The following is a 21,715-nucleotide window of genomic DNA, read 5'->3' on the forward strand; positions in this document are numbered from 1 at the left end:
ACCCGGCCCTCCGCCACCCCCCACCGTCCGGCACGTCAGCGCCAAGACTCGGAGATCCGATGAACCTGCCGACCCTGCCCGCCCGGCGCACCCTGCTCACCGCGGGCGCCGTGGCTGTACTCACCGGCGTCACCACCACCGCGTGCAGCGGCACATCCAGCGCTTCGGGCGGCGCCGGGAACACCGGCAGCACGGGAAGCACGGGGAACACCGGAAGCTCTCCCGACTCGTCGGCCCCACCGGCCTCATCGGCCCCGCCGAAGCCCTCCCCCGCCGGGCCGGCCGACTGGTCCGCCCTGGCCAGGAGCCTCGACGGCAGCGTCATACGGCCTCAGGACTCCTCCTATCCGACCGCCCGTCAGCTCTACAACACCCGCTTCGACGGCCTGAAACCCGCAGCCGTCGCCTACGTACGGCACGAGGCGGACATCCGCGAGTGTCTGTCCTTCGCCCGCCGCACGGGCACCCCCGTCTCCATCCGCAGCGGCGGTCACTCGTACGCGGGCTGGTCGAGCGGGAACGGGCGCCTCGTCCTCGACGTCTCGTCACTGTCCCGCGTCGAGCAGAACGGCACGATCGGCGCGGGCGCCAAGCTCATCGACGTCTACCAGGGCCTCGCCCGCGGCGGCCTGACGATCCCCGGCGGCTCCTGCCCCACCGTCGGCATCTCCGGCCTCACCCTCGGCGGCGGCCACGGCGTCGCCTCCCGCGCGTACGGCCTGACCTGCGACAGCCTGACCGCGGCGACCCTCGTCACGGCCGACGGCAAGACCCTCACCGTGGACGCCAAGCACCACCCGGACCTCTTCTGGGCGCTGCGCGGCGCGGGCAACGGCAACTTCGGCGTGGTCACCGAGCTGACCTTCCGCACCCGCCCGGCCCCGCAGACCGTCACCGCGTACATGTCGTGGCCGTGGTCCCGCGCCCGGTCCGTCGTCACGGCCTGGCAGAAGTGGGGCCCGTCCCTGCCCGACGAGATCTGGTCCTCCGCGCACCTCGCGGCCGGCCCCGGAGGCGGCAACCCGACCGTCTCGGTCGCCGCGTTCAGCCTCGGCACGTACGGGGACCTGCAGAACGCCGTCGACCGCCTCGCCGACCGGATCGGCGCCCCCGCCTCCTCCGTCTCGCTGCGCCGCCGCAGCTACCAGGAGTCGATGCTCGTGTACGCGGGCTGCTCGGGCATCACCGACGCGCAGTGCCATCTGCCGGGGACGACGCCCGGCCGCACCGCCCAGGGCACGCTCCAGCGTGAGACGTACGCCGCCGCCTCCGACTTCTACGACCGTTCCCTGTCCCCGGCGGGTGTGCAGGCCCTGCTCGACCGGACCGAGGCGTTCACCCGGATTCCGGTGACGCGGAGCGGCGGTGGCGGCTCCATCGCGCTCACCGCGCTCGGCGGGGCGATCAACCGGGTCTCCCCGCAGTCGACCGCCTTCGTCCACCGGGGCTCGCGCGTGCTCGCCCAGTACATCGGTTCCTGGAACCCCGGTACGACGGGCAGCGCCCAGCAGGACTGGCTGAAAAACACTCATGCGGCGATGCGACGGCACGCGTCCGGAGCGGCGTACCAGAACTACACGGACTCGGCACTGACCGACTGGCGCCGGGCCTACTACGGCTCGGCGGCCGACCGGCTCACCGATCTGAAGAAGCAGTACGACCCGGAGCGCCTCTTCGCCTTCCCGCAGGCGCTCTGACGTACGGTCGCGTCCCCCGCGGCAACCCGGCCCTGCGCGGCCGGGTCGGCAACCCGGCCCTATGCGGCCAGGTCCTTCTCGCCGTCCCCGCCGCCTGTGCCCGGCCGCGGCTCGGGGATCCCGAACGTCCCGGCCGGGTGCCCGGCCGCCACCGGCGGCACCGGCCGGCGCGACCGTACGAGCCGGCCGAACCGGTCCGACCGTGAGACGGCCGCCGTCAGCGGGGTCAGCAGCATCATCGCCAGCGGGGCGAGCAGCAGGGCGACGGCCGTGCCGAGCGCGAATCCGCCGATGACGTCGGTCGGGTAGTGGACACCCATGTAGATCCGGCAGAAGCCCTCCACGAGGGCGAGCGCGATCGCGGCGATGCCGAACTTCCGGTTGGCCACGAAGATCCCGACGGCCAGCGCCATCGCCATCGTGGCGTGGTCGCTCACGAAGGAGAAGTCGTTCTTCCCGGACACCAGGACGTCCAGACCCTGGTGGTCCTTGAACGGGCGGGGCCGGTGCACGAATCCACGGATCGGGATGTTGATCAGGAGCGCGATCCCGGCGGCGAGCGGTGCCCAGACGATCCCGGAGACCGCCGTCACCGAGTCGTCGGCCGTGCCGCGCCGGCGCACGCTCCACCAGCACCACAGGACCACCAGGACCATGCCGAGCATGATTCCGTACTCACCGACGAACTCCATGACCCGGTCGAACCAGGTGGGAGCGGACTTCGCGAGTCCGTTGATGTCGTAGAGCAGGCTGACGTCGGGGTTCGACCCATCCAGTACGAGTCCAGCCATCTGCTGCGGCCCCTTGCCTTGTCTGCTGCCGCGGGCACACCGGTGTGCACCGCTTTGACGAACCCCCGTGTCGGTTCGATCACTGCGTGGATCACTGCTGCGTAAGTCGTTGCTGCGCCGCATGGTCGCTGCGCCGTCGTCCCGGTCCACCCAGGGAACGACGTCTCCTGCACGGGCGTTCCGCTCTCCACCGAATGATCACCATGACGTTATCGAAGAGTGACTCATCGTCGCAGCTCAGGGCCCAGGCTTCACGGAGAGTTCCGGCCACCGCCGTCACCGCGTCATGCCGCCGGCCGGTCCGTCGGAAGGGCCGCGGCGCCGTCCTTGGTCACACGCGTCGCACCGAAGTAGTCGGGCGCGTCGATCTTGTCGAACCGGATCACGGCCCCGGTGTACGGAGCGTTGATCATGTACCCGCCGCCGACGTAGATCCCCACGTGATGGATGGCCCGCGAGTTGCCCAGGTCGTTCGAGAAGAACACCAGATCGCCCGGGAGCAGCTCGTCCCGGGAGGGGTGCGGCCCGGCGTTGTACTGATCGTTCGCCACCCGGGGCAGCTCGATGTCCACGGTCCGGTACGCGGCCTGGGTCAGCCCCGAGCAGTCGAAGCGCCCGTTCTGCTCGGGCGTGCCGTTGCCGCCCCAGAGGTACGGCGTACCGAGCTTCTTCTGCGCGAAGTAGATCGCCCCGGCCGCCTGCTCCGAGGGCTGTACGCGGCCGACGGGCCTGGCGAAGCTCTTCTCCAGGGAGCGGATGATGGTGACGTAGTTCTGCGTCTCCGAGATGTCCGGAACCCCACCGGCCCGGATCACCCGGTACGCGCCGGCGTTGTACGCGGCCAGCATGTTGTCGGTCCGATCCCCCGGCACCTTCTTCACGTACCCGGCCAGTTCGCAGTCGTACGAGGCGGCGGACGGGATCGCGTCGGCCGGATCCCATACGTCCCGGTCGCCGTCCTTGTCCCCGTCGATCCCGTGTCCGGCCCAGGTGCCCGGGATGAACTGGGCGATGCCCTGCGCGGCGGCGGGACTCTCGGCCCGGGGGTTCCAGCCGCTCTCCTGGTACAGCTGGGCGGCGAGCAGGGCCGGGTTGATGGCGGGGCAGAGGTTGCCCCACTTCTGCACCAGCGACTGGTACTTCGCGGGCACGGCCCCCTTGGCCAGCGCTACGGCACCGCCGCCGGAACTCGCGAGTCCGGCGGCGGCGGAATACGTACCGACGACGAGCAACGCCACGAAGCACATGGCCATGCCGACACCGATGCCACCGACCACCCAGAATTTCCGCACCCCTCAACCATCCCCCATCGGGGACGTGTTCATGGGCGTTTTCGACGGTGTGTACGAGTCTTCCGGGTCATCGGGGTGCATCGGCCGGCCAATCCGGCGCACGGAGCCGCCTGCCCGGCGCACGGAGCCGCCTGCCCGGCGCACCGGGTGCACCGGCCGGATCGACCGGCGCACCGGGTGGCGGAGTGGCCGAGCGGCCGTCAGGACGCTCCGGCGGACCAGTAGTCGGAGCGGACATTGGGGCTGGGGAGCGGGTAGACGCCCTTGTAGGCCGGCCCGTTCGGCTTGGACGCGGAGTCGGCGACCTTCGACTCCTTCGCGCAGGGGGTGTCCGCCTCGAAGAAGGCCTGCCCCTTGGCGCGAATGCTCACGCTGATGCCGAAGCCGTCCTTCGTCACCGCGTAGACCGCCGGGAACTCCGTGTCGTTGTTCTTCGCCTTGATGCGGTAGTCGCTCGCGCGCCAGAACTGCTCGACCTGGTCGAGGAAGCCCTGCCTGCGGTCCGCGGACACGATGGTCATGACGGTGCGCCTGCGCGTCACATCGCAACTGCCCTTGGACGTCGGACCGTGGGCCCACTGCACCTCGGGGTCGATCTTCTTCAGCACGGCGTCGAGCATGCTGTCGGCCCGGTCGGCAGCCTCCTGCATGTCCATACCGTTCCCCTTGGTGCCCTCGGTGCCCTTGGCGCTCTTCGTGGCCGTGGTGCTCGTGTTAGCACCCGACTGCGCATTCTCGCTGCCGCAGGCGGACAGCGCGAAGCCGACAGCCAGAGTCACCGCAACGATCTGAAACCTGCGCCTCATCGCTGTTCCTCCATCTTGAGCCGGTCGGAGTGTCCCGACACGATAAGGGCGATGCTGTCGGCGGACACGGCGTCCCGTACCGGGTTGAAGTAGTTGGAGTGCGAGTCGAAGCTCATGGGCTTGCCCGGGTCCACCGGGAACCGCGTGGCCCCGAAGGCCTTGCTCGCCGGGTCCTTGCCGAACCAGAGGTCGTCGTCGCCCGGGTCCGCGAGGTCCCCTGCGGCGTACGCACCGGCCGGACCACCCAGGATCATCCCGATCCCACCCACGACGACCTGCGTCTTGGACGGGAGCTTGGTCACCGGGTCGTTGGCCGCGGCACCGACGAAGACATGCCCGGCGCCGACTCCGAGGTCCACGGCACGGTCCACGCCCACCCCGGGGCTGCCGACCAGGATGATGTCGTCCACCCCCGGAATCCCGCCGAGCTTCTGGGTCGCGGCACCGACGGTGCGGGAACCGTAGGAGTGCCCGATGGCCGTGATGTGCGGGTCCCTGTTCTGGTTGGTGGCCGCGATGCCGCCCATGAAGTCGTAATAGGCCGCGCCGCCCTTCTTCGCCCGGCCGGTGCCCGCGACCGCGAGGCTGGACAGCCCGTCCGGCGTCTGCGGCGCGTCGTAGCCGAGCCAGACGATCGCCGCGCTGGACGGGTCGTAGCCCTGGGCGCCGATCGCGGTGTCACGGGCGCGCTTGAGGTCGTTCTTCGCGAACTCCTCGTCGAGGGAGGTGTTCAGCCCCGGTACGTAGGCCGACACGTTCTTCGAGGTGTCGGGGTTCCCGTAGGAGACGATCGCCCGGCCGTTGCCCTCGTCGCTGATGCCGATGAGGTACATCGGGGGCTGGCTGCCCTCCTTCAACTGCCGGTCGATCTCCCGCAGCCCGGCCAGCTTCTCCTGCGACGCCTTGTCGGTCTTGCCCTCCAGCTTCGAGATCAGATCCGGCAGGTTGCGGCGGTTGGCCTTGTCCCGGTCCGCGACCGGAATCCCGTCCAGGCTGCCGATCTGGTCCGGGGAGAGCTCCAGGTACCGGTCACGCTGCTCCTGCGTCAGGCCGTTCCACCAGGCCTTGCGGCCGGCCGCGCTGGAGCCGCGCGGGATGCGGTCGTTGAGGTACTGCCGCTCCTTGTCCCGTACCGCCGACTCGACGCGGGTACCGGAGCCGGGCAGCCCGGTGAGCGCGTTGCCGCCTCCGCCGGAACCCTTGGTCACGTCCCAGGCGGCGGCCACGTACTTGCCCTTGCCCCACTTGTCGCCGGCCTTGTTCGCGGCCTGCGCGTACTGGTCGACGACGTTCTTCGCGGTGTCGACGGGGTGCGCGATCGTGTCGATGGCCCCGGTGACGTCGCCCAGCAGACCGTCGTCGCCCACGACGCCGGTGAGGAAGCCGCCCTTCGAGCCGCCGGTGGAGCCGGGGACCGGGGTTTGTCTACCCGCGTTGACTCCTGTAGAAGAACCGCCGGTTCCACCCGAACCACCAGCACCGCCGGCACCACCGGCACCGCCCGAGGCCCCGGATCCCCCGGACCCGCTGCCGCCGGACCCGCTGCCACCGGAGCCACTACCGCCGGAGCCGCTGCCACCGGTCGCGTCCGCCCCGCCGGAGCCCGTACCACCGGTCACGGTGGCACCTTCGGTCCCGGCGCCACCGGAGTCGGCGCCGCCGCTCCCGCTCCCGTTGCCGTTGCTGCCGTCGGCGATGGCGCCGGGCGGCGGGCAGGCACTTCCGGTCAGCTGGCAGATGGCGTTACGGAGTTGGCCGGACACCTGCCCGCCGATCCCGGTGGCCACGAGCCCGCCGATGAGGGCCACGACCACGAGGATCATGCCCAGGTATTCCATCGCGGTCTGACCGTTGTCCCGGCGCCACTTGATCATCCGCTTGACGACGCTGAACGGCCGGTGCTCGACGCGCTGTTCGGGGGCGAGCCGGAACCAGCCGCGCGAACTGGCCCGGGACAGCAGGACGATGACGGCGACGGGCAGCACCAGCTGCGTCACGCCCCGGCCGTTGTCCGCGTCGTTCAGCGTCGCCAGCGCCCCGAGCGTGAGCCAGGCGTGCACGGCCAGGAGCCCGCGCCAGATCCAGACGCCACCGGTCCGCAGGTACAGCGACAACACGAACCCGGCGATCCCGGGGAGCGACGCGTACAGCACCATGCCCAGCAGCCGGCCGTCCACCGCGTCGACGGACGAGGCCACGACCAGCACGTCGAACGCACCGACGACCGTGAGGACGAAGAGCAGTCGGACGAGAATCAGTACCGCCTGCAAGGGGCGCGACAGTGGTTGTCTACCCGGAGGGACCTCGGCGGCGCTCAAATCAGCACCGCCCGGTACCGCTAGTTCTCGTATGCCCGACACGGCAAGTCTCCCCAGCTTTGTGAGTGGGTGCAGCGACAGTTCCCCCGGTACTCCGTATGCGACCACAACAACGCGGGGCCCGGCATGGGCCCCAGGGCCCAATGCCGGACTCAATATCCGGGCCCTGCCCCACCTGCCCCTTTACCCCCACCGATCGCCCTGTTACGGGTCATTGGGGACGGTGACGAAGCGTCAGGATGCTCCGGCTGACCAGAAGTCGGAGTGGACGTTGGGGCGGGGGATGATCTCACCGTGCGTGTCGGTCGGCCCGTTGGGTTCAGCGACGGGATCCGCGACCTCTGATTCCTTCACGCATGGGCTGTCGACCTCGAAGAAGACTTGCCCTTCACCCCCAACGATCAGAGTGACACCGAAACCATCTCGCGTCTGGGCATAGATAGCCGGGGAGTCCGTGTCGCTATTGACACTCTTGATCCTGTAATCGCGACTCCGCCACATCCGTTCCACCAAGCCCAAAAAGTTCCCTCGGCGCGCCGCGGACACAACGGTCATCACTGCTCGTCTACGCGTCACAGCACAGCTTCCCGTGGTTGTTGGGCCGTGAACCCATTGCACCTCTGGGTCGATGCCGCCCACTGTCGCGTCCATGATTTCGTCCGCGTAGTCCGCCGCCTCCTGCATATTCATGTCGGCCGCCTTTCCGTCATTCGCACATCCAGCGAGCAGCACACAGAAGATGAGCGCCACAATGATTGTTCGGGGCTTGACCTTCACCGATACTCCTCGACCTTGACCCTCTCGGGCTTGCCTGCAGCAATCAGGGCGATACTGTTAGCCGACGAAGCGTCTCTTTCCGGGTCAAAGTATTGGCTATGTGCGTCGAGTGTGATTCGCCCGCCGCTGAGTAGACGCGGCCCTTCATCGACAGGGAAACGCCTCGCGCCGAATCCCTCACTCGCTGGGTCCTTGCCGAACCACAGATCGTCGTCGCCTTGATCTGCAATGTCTCCCGCCACGTATCCGACCACTGGACCAGCCGCGATCGTTCCCACGATGCCCGCGGTGCCCTCTCGCCCGGACGGGAGCTTGGTCACCACATCGTGCTCTGCTGCGCCGACAAAGATATGGTCGCTTCCAACTCCGAGGTCTTCCGCACGGTCGACCCCCACTCCAGGGCTCCCCACGAGAACGATGTCGTCGACTCCCGGAATCCCGCCACCCTGCTGCGTTGCCGCACCCACTGTGCGCGATCCATAAGAGTGTCCAATGGCTGTGAGGTGGGGGTCGTCGTTGTCGTTCGTAGCTGACAGGCCGTCCATGAACCCATTGAAGGCACGCCCGCCCTTCTCGGCCCTTTCATCACCCATGACTGCCAAGCTGTCTACCCCGTCCAGGAACTGCGGCGCATCGTAGCCAAGCCACACGATCGACGCGCTCGATGAATCATGGATGCGAGTTCCAATTGCGGTGTCATGGGCACGCTTGAGGTCATTCTTCGCAAATTCCTCGTCAAGGGACGTGTTCAGGCCCGGCACGTAGGCCGAAACATTCTTCGAAGTGTCGGGATTCCCGTAGGAAACGATCGCGCGCCCATTTCCCTCGTCGCTAACCCCCAACAAATACATGGGAGGCTCCCCAGGTTTGCTCCCAACCCGCAGCTGGCGATCGATCTCCCGCAGCGCCGCCAACTGCGTCTCCGACTTCGCGTCGTCCCGCCCCTCCAACTTGCCCATCAACAACTGGATGTTGTCCCGGTTCGCCGCATCCCGCACCAAAGCCGGAATGCCGTCCAAGTTGCCGATCTGGTCCGGGTACACCGCGAGGTACTCCTCGCGCTGTTCGTCCGTCAGGGCGGACCACCAGGCTTTCCGCTCGGCCGGTGTCGCGTCGCGGGGGATTGCGTCTTTCAGGTAGCCGCGCGCCGCGTCCCGTACCGCTGCCGCGTCGCCCGCCGCGTCCTGCCAGGTCGAGTTCGGGACCTTCAGGCCCTCCTCGGCCTTCAGCTTCCGCAGGATGCGGGCGTACCGCCAGTCGATCTCGGCCGCCGTCCGCACGGCCTTCGCCACCCGGTCCGCGATGTCCTGCGCCTTCGCCACGTTCGGGTTGGGGGCTACCAGGCCCGAAGGCGCGTGCAGTCCGGGTGCCGTGGCGCCCACCGTCGCCGTGCCGCCCGGCAGCGGTCCGCCGTCGATCAGGCCCTCGCCCGCCGCCGGGTACGTCACCGAACCGTCGCCGTGCACGGTGAACTTCAGGGCCTCCGCGTCGTCCAGCGCCTCCCGCAACGCCCTCTGCTGGGCACGCAGTTCATGGGCCATGCTGTTCAGCGTCGTACGGAGCAGACCGCACTCCGTGTAGACGTAGCTCAGGTTCCGGCTCATCTGCCGCAGCCGTCCGACCGCCGCCTTCGCCGCCTCGCCGTGCTGCGTGTCCCGCAGGCCGTTCAGCAGTTGCGTCTCGATCCGGTCCCGGCCCGCGTCGGCGCGGTTGCTCGCCTTCCCCCACCCGTCGGCCGCGCCCTCCAGTTCGCCGCACTTCAGGGCCCGCAGCTGCGCCCAGGTCAGGGTCATCGCGCCCCGTCCCGTCCCGCCGACGCCACGGGCCCGAAGGCGGACCTCACGGTCTCGTTCGTCTCGCCCTGGGCCCGCGCGACGTCGCGCAGTTTCCCGGCCAGTGCCCGGCACTCCCCGCGCGCCGCCTCGAACCTCCGCGTCCACGACTCCCGTACGGCGCCCAGCTCCGCCAGTGCGGTCAGCCCGCCGGTTCCGGCGAGGAGGCCCTCGTGCGCGGACTCCAGTTCCGACTTCACCGGGCCGAGATGCGTGCACATGCCCTCCGCCCCGCCGGCGGCCCGCAGCCACGCGCCGTCGCTGTGCTTCAGCACGTCCCCACCGCCCGCCAGGTCGCTCAGCCGCTGCCGGCCCCCGGGTTGTCCCACCACTGCCACTGCGCCCACCCCGTTCCTTGATCGCGGAGCGGCACTGTGCCAAATCCGGGGCCCGCAACACGCCCACGCGTCCGGACACCGACGGGCGGGGCGGGCCCCGGTTCCCCGGCGTCCCAACGCAGGGCCCCCCGAGGGCGGATCACCCGAACGGTGGACGGGCGCCGGGCCCTGCCCGCGTCCGGTGCCCCCGCCGTACGTCCTCGGGTCCTCCGTGGCGAGGCGGTGCAGCACGGCAGCGGCCCGGTCCTCGGGAGGGGTTCCGCCCTCCGGGATGTGCCACATGTAGTGCTGCCAGGGGGCGTCATGCAGTGCTGCCACGGGGCGTCGTCCCCGTTCCGTCCGGCGGTCGGCGCCGGGCGGTACAGGAGGAAGACGGCGGTGAGGTCCCGGTCGCGGAAATCGGTGCCGACCCAGCCCGGCTCCGCGTCCCAGCGGGTCAGCAGATCCGGCCGGTCACGCAGGCCCGCGGCGACGATCCGTGCGCTCCTGCGGGCCCTTCCCCCGGCCGACGCCCCGCCCGCCGCCCTGCCGCCCACCAGGCGACAGACCCGCACGCGGCCCGCCCATGAACCCGTTGGAGGGGTATTCCGAGGACGTCAGCAGGACGTCAGTGAGGCATCAGCGGAACGTGAGCGATCCACAGGACGCTTTGGATGTCAAGAGGTCAGGGGGAGCGGCTCGCCGCAGGATCCGGGCCTTGCCTCACCCTCGTCCTGGAGAATTTCATGCGTAAGATCCGCACCCGCAAGCACACCGCTGCTCTCGGCGCCGTCACCGCGGTGCTCGCTCTGTCCCTCACCGCCTGCGGCGGGGACGACACCGGCACGAAGTCCGCCGGCCCGGCGGCCGCCGCCTCGACGGACTCCAAGTCCACCGACGCCTCGAAGACCACGGACGACTCGAAGTCCGGCGCCACCGCGCAGAACACCGGAACCACGAAGACGGGCACCTCGAAGACGGGCACCTCGAAGACGGGCACGTCCGGCGGCACCGCGAACGCGGGCGGCAACACCAGCGACAGCTACGCCTACAAGCACCCGTGCAAGAGCTCGGACCTGTCGGTGCGCGTGTACCCCCGGGAGGGCTCGGCCACCCAGCACGTGATCGAGATCAACAACACCGGCGCGAACTCCTGCGGCCTGAGCTACTTCCCGCGGGTCAGCCTGGGCGCCGCCAAGGCCTCGGACCACAGCGGTGACATCACGCCGGCGGTCCCCGGCGGCCTGGGCGGCGCGCCCGCGTACCCGGTCAAGCCGAAGACGGCCGCCATCGCGGTGATCGACCTCAACCCGAGCGGCAAGAACGGCGTGACCTGGGTCGACGAGATGAACGTGCTGCCCGACGGCGACCACATGGCCAACGCGGAGACGCAGAACTTCCCGCTCGGCCCCGACGTCAAGGTGGGCGACCCGAAGCTGGGCCTGTACCGGAGCACGGTCGCCGACGCGGTGAGCTCCATGCAGTCGGCGGGCAAGTCCTGACCCACCCGACACCTGACACCCGAGGGCCCGGATCCGACGTGATCCGGGCTCTTTGCGTCGGTCGTGGGCGAGGCCTCCTCCGCCGCACGGCCGGCAATACACCGGCCGCGTACACACGGGAGCCAGCAGGCGCTAAATCGAGCCAGTTCGTCAGAGTGGGCGACGTCGTGCTCCGGGCCGAATGCCCGCTGCCGAACGCCGAGTTCCGCGCCCACCTACCCCGTCCCGTGCTCTCCTCGCCGCGCAAGGACCTGAAGCTGGGCGCCCGGCGTGCGCGCCCCCTGACGGCCGTTCCGGAAACAGCTCCGCACCGCGGCGGACGACCTGACGACAGTCCGAAAACGACCAGAATCCGGACGGGGACCGCCCCCCGGGATGGGTAACGTTCGACCGGTGCGGTAGTCGTTGCCACGGGGGACGAGGTGAGGGCAGTGAGCGGCATTGTTGTCCATCTGCCGCGGGTGGGCGGTGACGTCACCGGGGCGCTGGGCGGTGACCCGGTGACCTTGCGGCTCGGCCCGGGGGAAGTGGCGCGTTTCGGACGGGGCTCGGCGACGATCCCGGTGGAGCTGCTCCTCGACGACGAGGCCATCTCCCGGCTGGCCGGCGAGATCCGGGTGACCGACGACCACTGGCAGCTCAGCAACCACAGCGCGACCCAGAGCTATCTGGTGGAGAACCCGGAGGGAGCGGGAGAGTATCTGCGGGTCCCGCCCCGGCGGGCCGGGGCCCCCATCCCCTTCGAGTTCTCCCGGGTCGTGCTGCCCACCCGCCGCGGCACCACCGTCGCCTTCCAGGTGTTCGCGCCCGACCACGTCTATCTGGACCCCGACGGCATGGCGGGCCAGTGGGGCAGCCGCACCGTCATGGCGTACTCACTGGACGAGACCGCGCTCTACTTCCTGGTCCTGGTCGCGCTCTGCGAGCCGCGGCTGCGCGACGAGTCGCCGGTCGCGGTGCCGACCACCCCGCAGATCGTCGAACGGCTCAGGGGTCACGCCGCGTGCGGCGAGTTGAAGGCCCGGGCGGTCAGCTCGCACATCGACTACCTCGCCGAGGAGAAGATGCGGATCAGCGCTCCGCCCGAGCACGGATCCTGCGGAGCGCGCCGCAACGGGAAGCGGGAGGCCCTGGTCGGGACCGCGCTGCGGTTCGGACTCGTACGGGAGGAGCATCTGGCACTGCTGCCGCCCCGGGCCTCGACGGGCCTCCGGGACCGGGAGACGGACCGGACCGGAGGGGGAGACGGTGCGCGTCCGGGGCGACACATCGGGAAGTGACCGTACGGAGCCGCTCCCGCGCGGCTACCGGATCGGCGGCTGGGAGGTCACCGAGCCGATCGCGTCCGGCGGCTGGGCAACGGTGTACGCGGGCCGCCCGGTAGACCCGGCGAAGGGGCCGGCGGAGGTCGCGCTGAAGATCCTGCCGACCTCGGGGCTGGCGCCGCGCCAGGCCCGCAAGGTCGCGGAGACCGCCCGGCGGGAGGTCGAACTGGACCGCCGGGCCGGCCATCCGAGGCTGATCCACCTGCTGGACTCCGCCGTGATCAGCGATCCGGACCGGGCGTTCCTGGACGGTGCGATCGTGCTGGTGATGGAGCGGGCCGAGCGCAGTCTGCGGGACCTGTTCGATGCCGGGGTCGCGGAGGCGGACGTCGCCCGGCTGTTCGCCGAGATCTGCGAGGGCCTGGCCCATCTGCACGGCAGCGGCTGGGTGCACGGCGACCTCAAGCCGGAGAACATCCTGCTGATGGCCGACGGTGCGCTGAAGCTCTCGGACTTCGGGCTCGCCACCGAACTGACCGGCACCGACGGCACCCACGGGTACGCCCCGCCGATGGGCACCCTGGACTATCTCCCGCCCGAGCGCTGGCAGGCCCCGCTCGGCGAGCACGGCGTGGAGATCCGGCCCAGCGCCGACATCTGGGCCCTGGGCATCATGGTCCACGAGGTGTTCGCCTCGGGCGCCTCGCCGTTCCCCGGTGCGACTCCGGTGGCGCGCGGCGCGGCGGTGCAGGAGTACGCCGACGGGCGCGCACCGCTACGGATCGACGGCGCGGTCCCACCGTTCTGGCGTGCCCTGGCCATGGACTGCCTGGCCCCGACCCATGCCGACCGCGCCGCGCACAGCGCCGAGAGCCTCCTGGCACGGATCACCGCACGGTCGTCGCCGCCCCGCCCGGCACGCCGCCGGTGGGGGAGGCGCGCCGCCCTGGTGACCGTCGCGGTGTGCGCGGCGGCCGCGACGGTCTGGTCGCACGCCGTCGGCGGCACCGCGTCCGCCGCCAGGGACGAACCGCCGGGCCGGCTCAAGGTGTTCAACGCCGACGACGACTGCCGGGACCGTACGGACCGCAACCCGCAGTGCAGTCTCGGCCTGGCGATCGACCCCCTTCAGCCGTACACCGTCGACAACGTCGTACCGACACGGGTCTGGCACGGCGACGTCCTCGCCGTCGACTGCCGCCTCCCCCAGGGGGTGCCCATCATCGACGAGTCGGACGCCAGCTCCACCGAGTGGTACCGCGTCCGGCTGCCGGCGGGCTCCGCCGCCTCCTCGGCCTGGCTGCCCGCCGTGCGCACGGCGGACCATCCCCGGGTTCCCGACTGCCCGCGGCCCAAGCCCGTTCGTTGAGTGTCGGTGTTCGCGTCGCGGGCTGTCACTCCGGATCGTTCCGGATGTCCTGCCCGGCGGCCCGACGGCTACCTTGCGGACCCACAGCCACCGCAAGGAAGAGGGAACAACCCATGCGCGGCACGCGCTCGCTCCTGCTCGGCGGGGTCTTCGTCCTCGCCTCCCTGGCCGCGCCGCCCGACGCCCTGGCCGCCGAGAACGGCTCCGCGTCCCCCGCGCGGGTCGCCGACGCCACCCAGAGCTTCCGCAATCAGGCCACGGGCCGTTGCATGGACGACACCGACAACGGCTTCCGCACCTGGAGCTGCAACGGAAGCAATCCACAGCTGTGGGACGTGAAGGTCTGGGACGACGGAACGCGCCAGCTGCGCAACGTCAACACGAACCGCTGCGTCGAGGACAGCGACAACGGGTTCCGCACCGTCGGCACCTGCAGCTCCAGCCCGGAGCAGAGCTGGTGGATCAAGGTCTGGGACGACGGCACCGTCCGCTTCCAGAACCAGGCGACCCTGCGGTGCATCGACGACAGCTCCCTGGGCTTCCGCACCTGGCCCTGCAACGAAACCCCGTACCAGAGCTGGTTCTGATACCCGCGTCACCGCGACGCGGACTCCCCACCCCACTTTCCCGCAAGGCTATTCCGACGCGAAGGAGCAGTCAGGTGCGTGGCTCGGCCGAACGACGACGTGCGATGTGGAGATCAGCGGTCCTGCTGGTCGTGGTGGCCGTGACCGGCCTCGGCAACCCGGCCTTCGCCAAGGGCGCGGGCGACGTGCCGGGCCCCCTCGGGAACTCCGCCCCGGCCACCCTGTTCTGCGACATCCCGCCGGACCGGGACATCGCCGTGACCCGCAAGGTGTACGAGGTCGGGCAGCGTCGCGGCGTGTCCGACAAGGTGATGCTCGCCGGCTTCGAGACGGGCTGGGTCGAGTCCCGCATGAACAACCTGGCGTGCGGGGACCGGGATTCGCTCGGGGTCTTCCAGCAGCGGCCCTCGATGGGCTGGTGCGAACCCGCCCAGTGCCTCGACGTCGACTTCGCGGCGAACAAGTTCTTCGAGGTGGCCCAGCAGATGGAGCCCGACTGGGACACCGCGGGCGAACTGGCCCAGGCCGTCCAGCGCTCCGCCTACCCGGAGCGCTACCCCCAGGCGGAGGGCTACGCCCGGGAATTGATGGCCGAGGCGTTCCAGCCGTACGGCACGATCGGGACGAAGTACGCCGACCTGGGCGGGCCCGGCGGCCCGCTCGGCCCGCCGCTCCGCGCCGAGGAGAACTCCTCGCTCGGCGGGCGGTTCCAGCTCTTCCGGAACGGGATCATCCTCTGGCACCCGGACGAGGCCCACGCGATCTACGGGGACATCCTCACGAAGTTCTGGGACACGGACGCCGAACGCCGCTGGGGCTTCCCCACCACCGACGAGGCCGACGCCGCACAGGCACCCGACGGAACCCGCGGCCGCTACCAGTTCTTCGAACACGGCCTCTTCCTCTGGTCACCCCGGACCGGAGCACACACCGTCCACGGCGCCATCTACGACGCCTTCCACGCCGCCGGACACGAAACCGCACTCGGCTACCCCCTCACCGACGAAACCGACGAAGCAGGCGGCGGCAAGGCCCAGAAATTCCAGAAGGCCACCATCCACTGGAACGCCGACCGCGGCACCTGGATCACCGACAACTAGCGATTCCCCGACAACTGGCGATTCTCCGTCGCCATTTCCGCTTCCGACCAGGAGGTCACGTTGAGCGAGCACCGTCCCACCCGCAGGAACGTCCTGAAGGCCGCGGGCGGCCTCTCCGCCGCGCTGGCGCTCGGCGCCGGTGGCGTCCTCGCGACGGCCACGGCGGCGAGCGCCGCCGGTGACGGCTTCGGGCTGCACATCGTGGACCACAACGAGAACGATCCCCGCATGAAGTACTACCGCTTCCAGACCGACGCGATCGGCTGGAACCCCGGCGTCAACGTCCTGCTCCCCGACGACTACGCCACCAGCGGCCGCACCTACCCGGTGCTCTACCTCTTCCACGGCGGCGGCCTCACCTCGGACTTCATCGAGTTCGACCGCGCGGGTGTCCGCGACTGGACCGCCGGCAAGCCGATCATCGTCGTGATGCCCGACGGCGGCCACGCCGGCTGGTACTCCAACCCGGTCAGCTCCAACACGGGCGCCCGTAACTGGGAGACCTTCCACGTCGCCCAGCTCATCCCCTGGATCGACGCGAACTTCCGCACCTTCGCCGAGTACGACGGCCGCGCGGTCGCCGGGTTCTCCATGGGCGGCTTCGGCGCACTGAAGTACGCGGCCAAGTACTACGGCCACTTCGCCTCGGTCAGCGCCCACTCCGGCCCGGCCAGCCTGCGCCGCAACCTCGGCGCGATCGTGCACTGGGCCAATGTGTCCTCCGCCGCCGCGGACCTGGCGGGCGGCACCGTCTACGGCGCTCCGCTGTGGGACGAGGCCAGGGTCAGCGCCGACAACCCGGTCGAGCGCATCGAGAGCTACCGCAACAAGCGGGTCTTCCTGGTCGCCGGCACCGGTGGCCAACCCGTGCCCTGGTTCAGCCAGGTCAGCGAGGACAACGTGCTCCAGGGCCAGCGGGAGTTCCGCGGCCTCCTCGACGGGGCAGGCATCCCGTACGAGGCGCACGAGGAGCCCGGCAGCCATGAGTTCCGCGTCCCCCTGTTCCTCCGCGACCTCGACGGCATCATCGGGCGCCTCCGCAAGGCATAACGCGGCACGACACGGCGTAACACGGGCAGCACGGCGTTGTGAAAGACCCGGCACGGGCGTGGTCGGGGCCGGCCAAACCCCCGGCCCCGACCACCCCGCCTCCCCCACTCCCAGACACACGGAGGACCGAACATGCCCACCCCCTCGCAGCCGGACCGCCGGAACGCCACCCGCCGGTCGGCGCTCAAGGCAGGCATGGGCTTCGCTCTGGGCGCCGGCCTGCTGGGCGCCGCCCCCGGTGTGGCTGCCGCCGACGACCGGTCGGGCCGGGCGGCGGCCGGGCGCCCGACCGCGCGACTGCTCCAGACCGGCACCCCGCTGTGCGAGCAGCCCGGCGACTCGGCGAGCGCACAGGGCCTCGGCTCCGGTGACCTGGCGATCCCGTACCACCGGGAGCACGACAACACCTGGGGCTATGTGTTCGGCGACGCGTTCGGCGGAATCGCCCAGGCCGATCCCTACCTGGGGTCTCCGGTGATCCTGAACCAGGCGGACTTCGACGCCTCCGGCGCGACCCCGATCTCGTTCTCCTGGGCGATGCCCACCGGCGGCGCCGCCGACCAGTGCTTCGACTACGCGCACCGGGCGGACAACGGGCACGGCTTCGAGATCTCCCGCATCCCCAACGACTGCATCGAGTTCGGCGGACGCACCTACATCCAGTACACCTCGGTGGCCCTGTGGGAGAACATCCCCGCCGGGTACGACGGCTCGCTGATGTCGGGCGTCGCGTACTCGGACGACTACGGCGTGACCTGGCAGGACTACCCGTACCACTGGGCGGGCGACACCCAGGGGACGAACCAGTCCATGTACGGGATGTGGTCGTTCGCGGGCATCGACCCCGACGGCTGGCTGTACATCTTCTCCAAGCGCTGGAACGGCACACACTCCAACACCGCCGACGGCGGCGCGATCCAGCTGTTCCGCATCCGGCCGGACGAGTTCCGTGCGGGCAACTTCGGGGCTCAGGAGAACTGGGCCTACCTGGACGGCCGTTGGCAGTGGACGCGGGCGGCGGGGCCGTCGATCATGCTGTCCGGCAACAGGATCGGGGAGTTCTCCGTCAAGCGGATCGGCAACACGTACTGCATGAGCTACTTCGACGTGGACGACTACGCGATCTGTACCCGCACCGCGCCCCGCCCGGACGCCGTCTGGACCGCCCCCAAGCCCCAGATCGTCGGCGACGGCCTGCCGCCGCACCACTGGGGCAAGCCCCAGCTGCCGTTCCTCTACGGCGGATACATCCACCCAGGCAGCGCGAGCGCCACGTCCCTGACCCTGATCGCCTCGCAGTGGCAGTCGATCAACCAGGGGAAGACGCCCTACCGCGTCCTCCAGTACGACGGCATCCAGCCCTGACATCTCTTTCTCGCGCCATACGCCCGGAATCGGCCATTTCGGAAGGGTCACGGGTTCGCCGACCCTGGCCCCGTACGCCTTGTGCCGCTCCGGCCACCGGACCGACCCCTTGCTTCCACTCGGACGTGACACGGCGCGGCAAGCAAGGGGCGAAGAGCTGGCCAAGGCACAGACGCAACCCGAGGTTCACCGCGACCAAGGCCACGCCCGGGCTCCAGCTGAGCTGCCGGTACGGGTACCTGTGCATGGATGTCCGGGGCACGGTCTTCAACTACTACACCTGTGGCTTGTGGACCGTTTCCAACTGGTGGGGCACCGGCCCGTGGATCAACAACCAGACCAAGGGGACGGTCGCCCGGTTCTACAGGCAGTCGGGCAACGAGCTGTGGCGTTCGACCGCATACAGCTCCGGCACGGCGGACTGGGCTCCGGTGTATTCACTGCGCCCCTGCTGACCAGGACCGAGGGAGCGAAGCGGGTGCCGTCCACGTAGCGGCCGTACCCGTCGACAGACAGGCCGGGGCGTCACCGATCACCACGGTGGCGCCCCGAGCCATGCACTGCCACCGGGCTCGTGTGCCCCGGAGCAGACAGACAGGGCGGGGCGTCGCCGATCACCACGGTGGCGCCCTGAGCCGCGTACTGCCTTCGGGCTTGTTCGCCCCGGAGCGCGGCCCGACTTTCACTGCCGCTCCGGCCGAACCCGGAGATGCGCCGGGTGCCCCGGCAGCACTCCCAGCAGGCGGCACCCGCCCCTACGCCTTCGCCGCGCACTCGGCCCAGAGCAGCTTCCCGCCCTGCCCCGGCAGCCCTCCCCGCATCGGGTACGCGCCCCAGGACTCCGCGTAGAGCGTGACGAGGTACAGCCCGCGCCCGCGTTCGGCCAGTTCTTCCGGTGTCTGGGCGCCCCATCGGAACGGGGCGGGGATGTGCGGATCGGTGTCCCAGACGCTCAGCCGGATGCGGCTGCGCCCGGCGTCGCGCAGGCGCAGGGAGTACGGCCCCGAGGAGTACAGGTAGGCGTTGGTGACCAGCTCACTGGCCAACAGCTCGGCCACTTCGGTGAGTTCGGGCATGCCGTGCACGCGCAGGACGTTGCGGAGGGTGGCGCGGGCGACGCCGGGGGCGCGGGGATCCTGCGGGAGTTGGAGGGTGTATGTCCAGGGCGGGGATACCGTGGAACCGACCATGGAAGTCTCCGTTCACGGGAGGAAGTTGGAACGCGGATTTCCGGTTGCCCAGTGACGAGGCCGCTCCGTCGAGCGGGGTACTTCCGGGCGGGTGGCCTGAGACCGAGACTAGACTCACGGCAAAGAGGTTTTGCCTAATCGCGAGAAAATGTAGGCCGATTCCCTCATGTGAGTGACAGCCCGACCAGCCCCACATCAGGAGGAGTTCGATGGCAGCGAGGCCAGCGCTCACGGCCCGTCGCAGTCGTCTTGGAGCTGAGCTCCGCAAGCTCAGGGAGCAGGCGGGGATGACCGCGACCGAGGCTGCGAAGCGGGTGGGAACCAGCTCAGGACAGTTGAGCAACGTGGAGTCCGCCCGTTTCGGTGTGAGCCCCGAACGGGTGCGTGCCATGGCGCGCGTCTACGCCTGTTCCGACGACGCGTACGTCAACGCGCTGGCCGCCATGGCGATCGAGCGGTCATCCGGCTGGTGGGAGCAGTACCGGGGCATCCTCCCGACAGGGCTGCTGGACCTGGCAGAGTTCGAACACCACGCGGTCGCCCTGCGAACCGCCTACACCTGCCACATTCCAGGGCTGCTCCAGACCCCGGATCACGCACGCGCCGTGTTCGGCCAGGTCGTACCGCAACTGACGCCGCCAGAGATCGAGCACCGCGTCTCCCACCGCATCAAGCGCCAGGACGTCATCTACCGGGCATCTCCGGTCACATACTCGGCCGTCATACACGAGGCGGCTCTCCGAATGAAGTTCGGCGGACGCGACGCAGCACGCAAGCAGCTGGAGCACATCCTGTCGATGAGCAGCCAGTCGCACATCACCGTCTCCGTGATCCCGTTCGACGCCGGCGCCTACCCAGGATCCGGACAATCGGTCGCGTACGGGCTTGGCCCGGCTCCTCAGCTGGACACGGTGCATCTCGACCAGTCCCACGGGCCGGTGTTGCTGGACGCCGAGCATCAGCTGCTGAAGTACCGCACGCTCCTCGACCGGATGGAAGCCGTCGCGCTCACCCCGAAGAAATCGCAGAACTTCATCCGCCGTATCGCACAGGAACTGTGAAAGGACGCCGCCGTGCCCACATCCCCCTGGCAGAAGTCGTCGTACTGCGGGGAAGGAGATGCGTGTATACACATATCCGCCTCGCCCGCGCGCACCGTTCGCCTCACCGAATCCGGCGACCGCGCCGGAGCCGTACTCCACACCACCCCCACCGCCTGGGCCGCCCTCGTACGCACCATCAAGGAGGACCGCACCCGTGACTGACGCCCCCGGCATCCCCGCCGACCTGACCTGGGTCCGCGCCGCCCCCGAAGGCTCGGAGGGCCCCGGACCCTGGATCGAGATCGCCTTCGGTCCGGACGAACTCGTCTACCTCCGCGAGACCGGCGACCCCACCAACATCGTCACGACCACCCGGACGAAATGGGTGGCCTTCACCAAGGGCGTCATGGCAGGCGAGTTCGACCACTTCGCCGAGCCCGCCGACTAGCGCCGGGGCCTCTCGGCCGAGGAGAAGAACCGGCGTCCGCCCAGGCGCGGGCGAACCGTTCGCGCGCGGGCGGGCGGCGGAAGACTCCGCATACGTCCATAGCTGCAAACACCTCTCCCGACACTGGCAAGGCTGCGATCAGTACGCATCACCAAGTCATGAGTGAGCCAGTGTTGGCCAATTGCCGATTTGCTGATTGCGCCAGCGACGCCCGGGTTGACAGGGATGATCAAGCGAACAACCGTTCGCCCCGTCCATGGTCAGCTGCATGTGTCGTTGGAGCGGGTCATCAACCGGTTTCAGCAGGGCGCAACAAAGAGGGGGCCTCCCCATGGTGGGGTGGGACATCAGGCCGCAGGGTGTGCAGGGTCAGTTGAGGGTTGTCGGTGGGCATGCCGGCGATCTGGAGAAGGCTCTGACGGCGTTGATGGCGACGGTGTCGGAGGCGGCGCAGGCGGCGGGTACGGCGGTGCCGGGTGCGCAGGCGGTCACGCATCTGCAGGGGCCGGTGGCTCCGGGTCAGGCGCCGTTGTCCCGTCAGGCGATGGGGCCGGTGGCCGCGGCGCTGGGTGAGTATCTGGGCGTGCGCAAGAAGGACCTCAAGGCGGCGGCGGAGCGGATCGAGGCGTCCGTGCTGGGGGCGGTCGAGGCGACCAACGCGTACTGCGAGGGTGATCTGGAGACGGCCAGGCACGCGCAGGACGCGGCGAAGGCCGTGCGTCTGGACGTCCTCAAAGGCATGCAGGGGCACCGGTGAGTGACACCGAGCCGGTCGACCCGGTGGGGATACCGGTCTTCACCGGTGACCTGGCCCTGCTCGACACGAAGGTGACGGCTCTGTCGGGCCACGGGGCCGCGATCGCGACGGCTGCCGGTGATGTGCACAGCAGCTTCGGCGGGCTGAGCGCCTTCTACAAGGCTCCCGAGGCGGAGCAGTTGTTCGCGACGACCGCCCCGGTCGCGGCG

22 protein-coding genes are annotated in these 21,715 nt (G+C 69.9%); 14 read left to right on the forward strand and 8 right to left on the reverse strand.

Annotated features, from left to right (window positions below; genetic code table 11):
* The first annotated feature begins 59 nt into the window (after positions 1-59).
* Positions 60-1,697: an FAD-binding oxidoreductase gene (locus BT364_RS28145; protein WP_072488036.1), complete on the forward strand. Its 1,638-nt coding sequence runs from the start codon at positions 60-62 to the stop codon at positions 1,695-1,697.
* Between the two features lie 59 nt (positions 1,698-1,756).
* Here BT364_RS28145 and BT364_RS28150 read toward each other — a convergent pair whose 3' ends face one another.
* From BT364_RS28150 to BT364_RS28180, 7 genes are all read right to left on the reverse strand, one after another.
* Entirely contained in the window at positions 1,757-2,488 is a 732-nt protein-coding gene (locus BT364_RS28150; RefSeq protein WP_072488037.1) for a phosphatase PAP2 family protein, read from the reverse strand.
* A gap of 284 nt (positions 2,489-2,772) precedes the next feature.
* Entirely contained in the window at positions 2,773-3,780 is a 1,008-nt protein-coding gene (locus tag BT364_RS28155) for a C40 family peptidase (protein WP_305729119.1), read from the reverse strand.
* Between the two features lie 200 nt (positions 3,781-3,980).
* Complete coding sequence (locus tag BT364_RS28160; protein ID WP_079179673.1) at positions 3,981-4,586, reverse strand: hypothetical protein; 606 nt, start codon at positions 4,584-4,586, stop codon at positions 3,981-3,983.
* Positions 4,583-6,856, reverse strand: coding sequence for an alpha/beta hydrolase (locus BT364_RS28165; protein WP_256260249.1), 2,274 nt, complete (start codon positions 6,854-6,856; stop codon positions 4,583-4,585). The genes BT364_RS28160 and BT364_RS28165 overlap by 4 nt, the downstream gene beginning before the upstream one ends.
* Before the next feature lie 282 nt (positions 6,857-7,138).
* Complete coding sequence (locus BT364_RS28170; protein ID WP_177328255.1) at positions 7,139-7,681, reverse strand: hypothetical protein; 543 nt, start codon at positions 7,679-7,681, stop codon at positions 7,139-7,141.
* Entirely contained in the window at positions 7,678-9,474 is a 1,797-nt protein-coding gene (locus BT364_RS28175) for an alpha/beta hydrolase (RefSeq protein WP_072488039.1), read from the reverse strand. The genes BT364_RS28170 and BT364_RS28175 overlap by 4 nt, the downstream gene beginning before the upstream one ends.
* Positions 9,471-9,860: a hypothetical protein gene (locus tag BT364_RS28180; protein WP_107408321.1), complete on the reverse strand. Its 390-nt coding sequence runs from the start codon at positions 9,858-9,860 to the stop codon at positions 9,471-9,473. Before BT364_RS28180 ends, BT364_RS28175 begins: the two co-directional genes overlap by 4 nt.
* 716 nt (positions 9,861-10,576) lie before the next feature.
* Here BT364_RS28180 and BT364_RS28185 point away from each other — a divergent pair.
* The 8 genes from BT364_RS28185 to BT364_RS42330 all read left to right on the forward strand — a co-directional run bounded on the left by BT364_RS28185 (position 10,577) and on the right by BT364_RS42330 (position 18,523).
* On the forward strand, positions 10,577-11,332 hold the full coding sequence (locus BT364_RS28185; RefSeq protein ID WP_072488041.1) for a DUF4232 domain-containing protein: 756 nt from the start codon (positions 10,577-10,579) through the stop codon (positions 11,330-11,332).
* Positions 11,333-11,763: 431 nt separating this feature from the next.
* On the forward strand, positions 11,764-12,612 hold the full coding sequence (locus tag BT364_RS28190; protein ID WP_177328256.1) for a serine/threonine protein kinase: 849 nt from the start codon (positions 11,764-11,766) through the stop codon (positions 12,610-12,612).
* Positions 12,581-13,966 carry a serine/threonine-protein kinase gene (locus tag BT364_RS28195; RefSeq protein ID WP_072488042.1) on the forward strand — a complete coding sequence of 462 codons (1,386 nt, stop codon included), beginning with the start codon at positions 12,581-12,583 and terminating at the stop codon, positions 13,964-13,966. The genes BT364_RS28190 and BT364_RS28195 overlap by 32 nt, the downstream gene beginning before the upstream one ends.
* A 113-nt stretch (positions 13,967-14,079) precedes the next feature.
* Positions 14,080-14,553: an RICIN domain-containing protein gene (locus tag BT364_RS28200; RefSeq protein WP_072488043.1), complete on the forward strand. Its 474-nt coding sequence runs from the start codon at positions 14,080-14,082 to the stop codon at positions 14,551-14,553.
* Positions 14,554-14,657: 104 nt separating this feature from the next.
* Positions 14,658-15,653, forward strand: coding sequence for an LGFP repeat-containing protein (locus tag BT364_RS28205; protein WP_072488044.1), 996 nt, complete (start codon positions 14,658-14,660; stop codon positions 15,651-15,653).
* Between the two features lie 60 nt (positions 15,654-15,713).
* The gene (locus BT364_RS28210; RefSeq protein WP_072488045.1) at positions 15,714-16,703 is read left to right on the forward strand and encodes an alpha/beta hydrolase; all 990 of its coding nucleotides are present in this window, start codon (positions 15,714-15,716) and stop codon (positions 16,701-16,703) included.
* Between the two features lie 132 nt (positions 16,704-16,835).
* Positions 16,836-18,068, forward strand: coding sequence for a DUF4185 domain-containing protein (locus tag BT364_RS28215; RefSeq protein WP_072488046.1), 1,233 nt, complete (start codon positions 16,836-16,838; stop codon positions 18,066-18,068).
* A gap of 125 nt (positions 18,069-18,193) precedes the next feature.
* Complete coding sequence (locus BT364_RS42330) at positions 18,194-18,523, forward strand: hypothetical protein (protein WP_143166563.1); 330 nt, start codon at positions 18,194-18,196, stop codon at positions 18,521-18,523.
* Between the two features lie 300 nt (positions 18,524-18,823).
* Here BT364_RS42330 and BT364_RS28225 read toward each other — a convergent pair whose 3' ends face one another.
* The gene (locus tag BT364_RS28225) at positions 18,824-19,258 is read right to left on the reverse strand and encodes an ATP-binding protein (RefSeq protein ID WP_072485798.1); all 435 of its coding nucleotides are present in this window, start codon (positions 19,256-19,258) and stop codon (positions 18,824-18,826) included.
* Between the two features lie 209 nt (positions 19,259-19,467).
* Between BT364_RS28225 and BT364_RS28230 the strand changes: the two genes are divergently transcribed.
* From BT364_RS28230 to BT364_RS28250, 5 genes are all read left to right on the forward strand, one after another.
* Entirely contained in the window at positions 19,468-20,319 is an 852-nt protein-coding gene (locus tag BT364_RS28230) for a helix-turn-helix domain-containing protein (protein ID WP_072488048.1), read from the forward strand.
* Between the two features lie 12 nt (positions 20,320-20,331).
* A complete protein-coding gene (locus tag BT364_RS28235) occupies positions 20,332-20,523 on the forward strand; it encodes a DUF397 domain-containing protein (RefSeq protein ID WP_072488049.1) in 192 nt (63 codons plus the stop codon).
* The gene (locus BT364_RS28240) at positions 20,516-20,749 is read left to right on the forward strand and encodes a DUF397 domain-containing protein (RefSeq protein WP_072488050.1); all 234 of its coding nucleotides are present in this window, start codon (positions 20,516-20,518) and stop codon (positions 20,747-20,749) included. Before BT364_RS28235 ends, BT364_RS28240 begins: the two co-directional genes overlap by 8 nt.
* Before the next feature lie 331 nt (positions 20,750-21,080).
* Complete coding sequence (locus tag BT364_RS28245) at positions 21,081-21,506, forward strand: DUF6507 family protein (protein WP_072488051.1); 426 nt, start codon at positions 21,081-21,083, stop codon at positions 21,504-21,506.
* On the forward strand, positions 21,503-21,715 hold a 213-nt coding region (locus BT364_RS28250; RefSeq protein ID WP_143166564.1), incomplete at its 3' end, for a hypothetical protein. The genes BT364_RS28245 and BT364_RS28250, both read left to right, overlap by 4 nt.

Origin of the sequence: Streptomyces atratus (assembly GCF_900119365.1) — a bacterium.
Taxonomy (GTDB): domain Bacteria; phylum Actinomycetota; class Actinomycetes; order Streptomycetales; family Streptomycetaceae; genus Streptomyces; species Streptomyces atratus_B.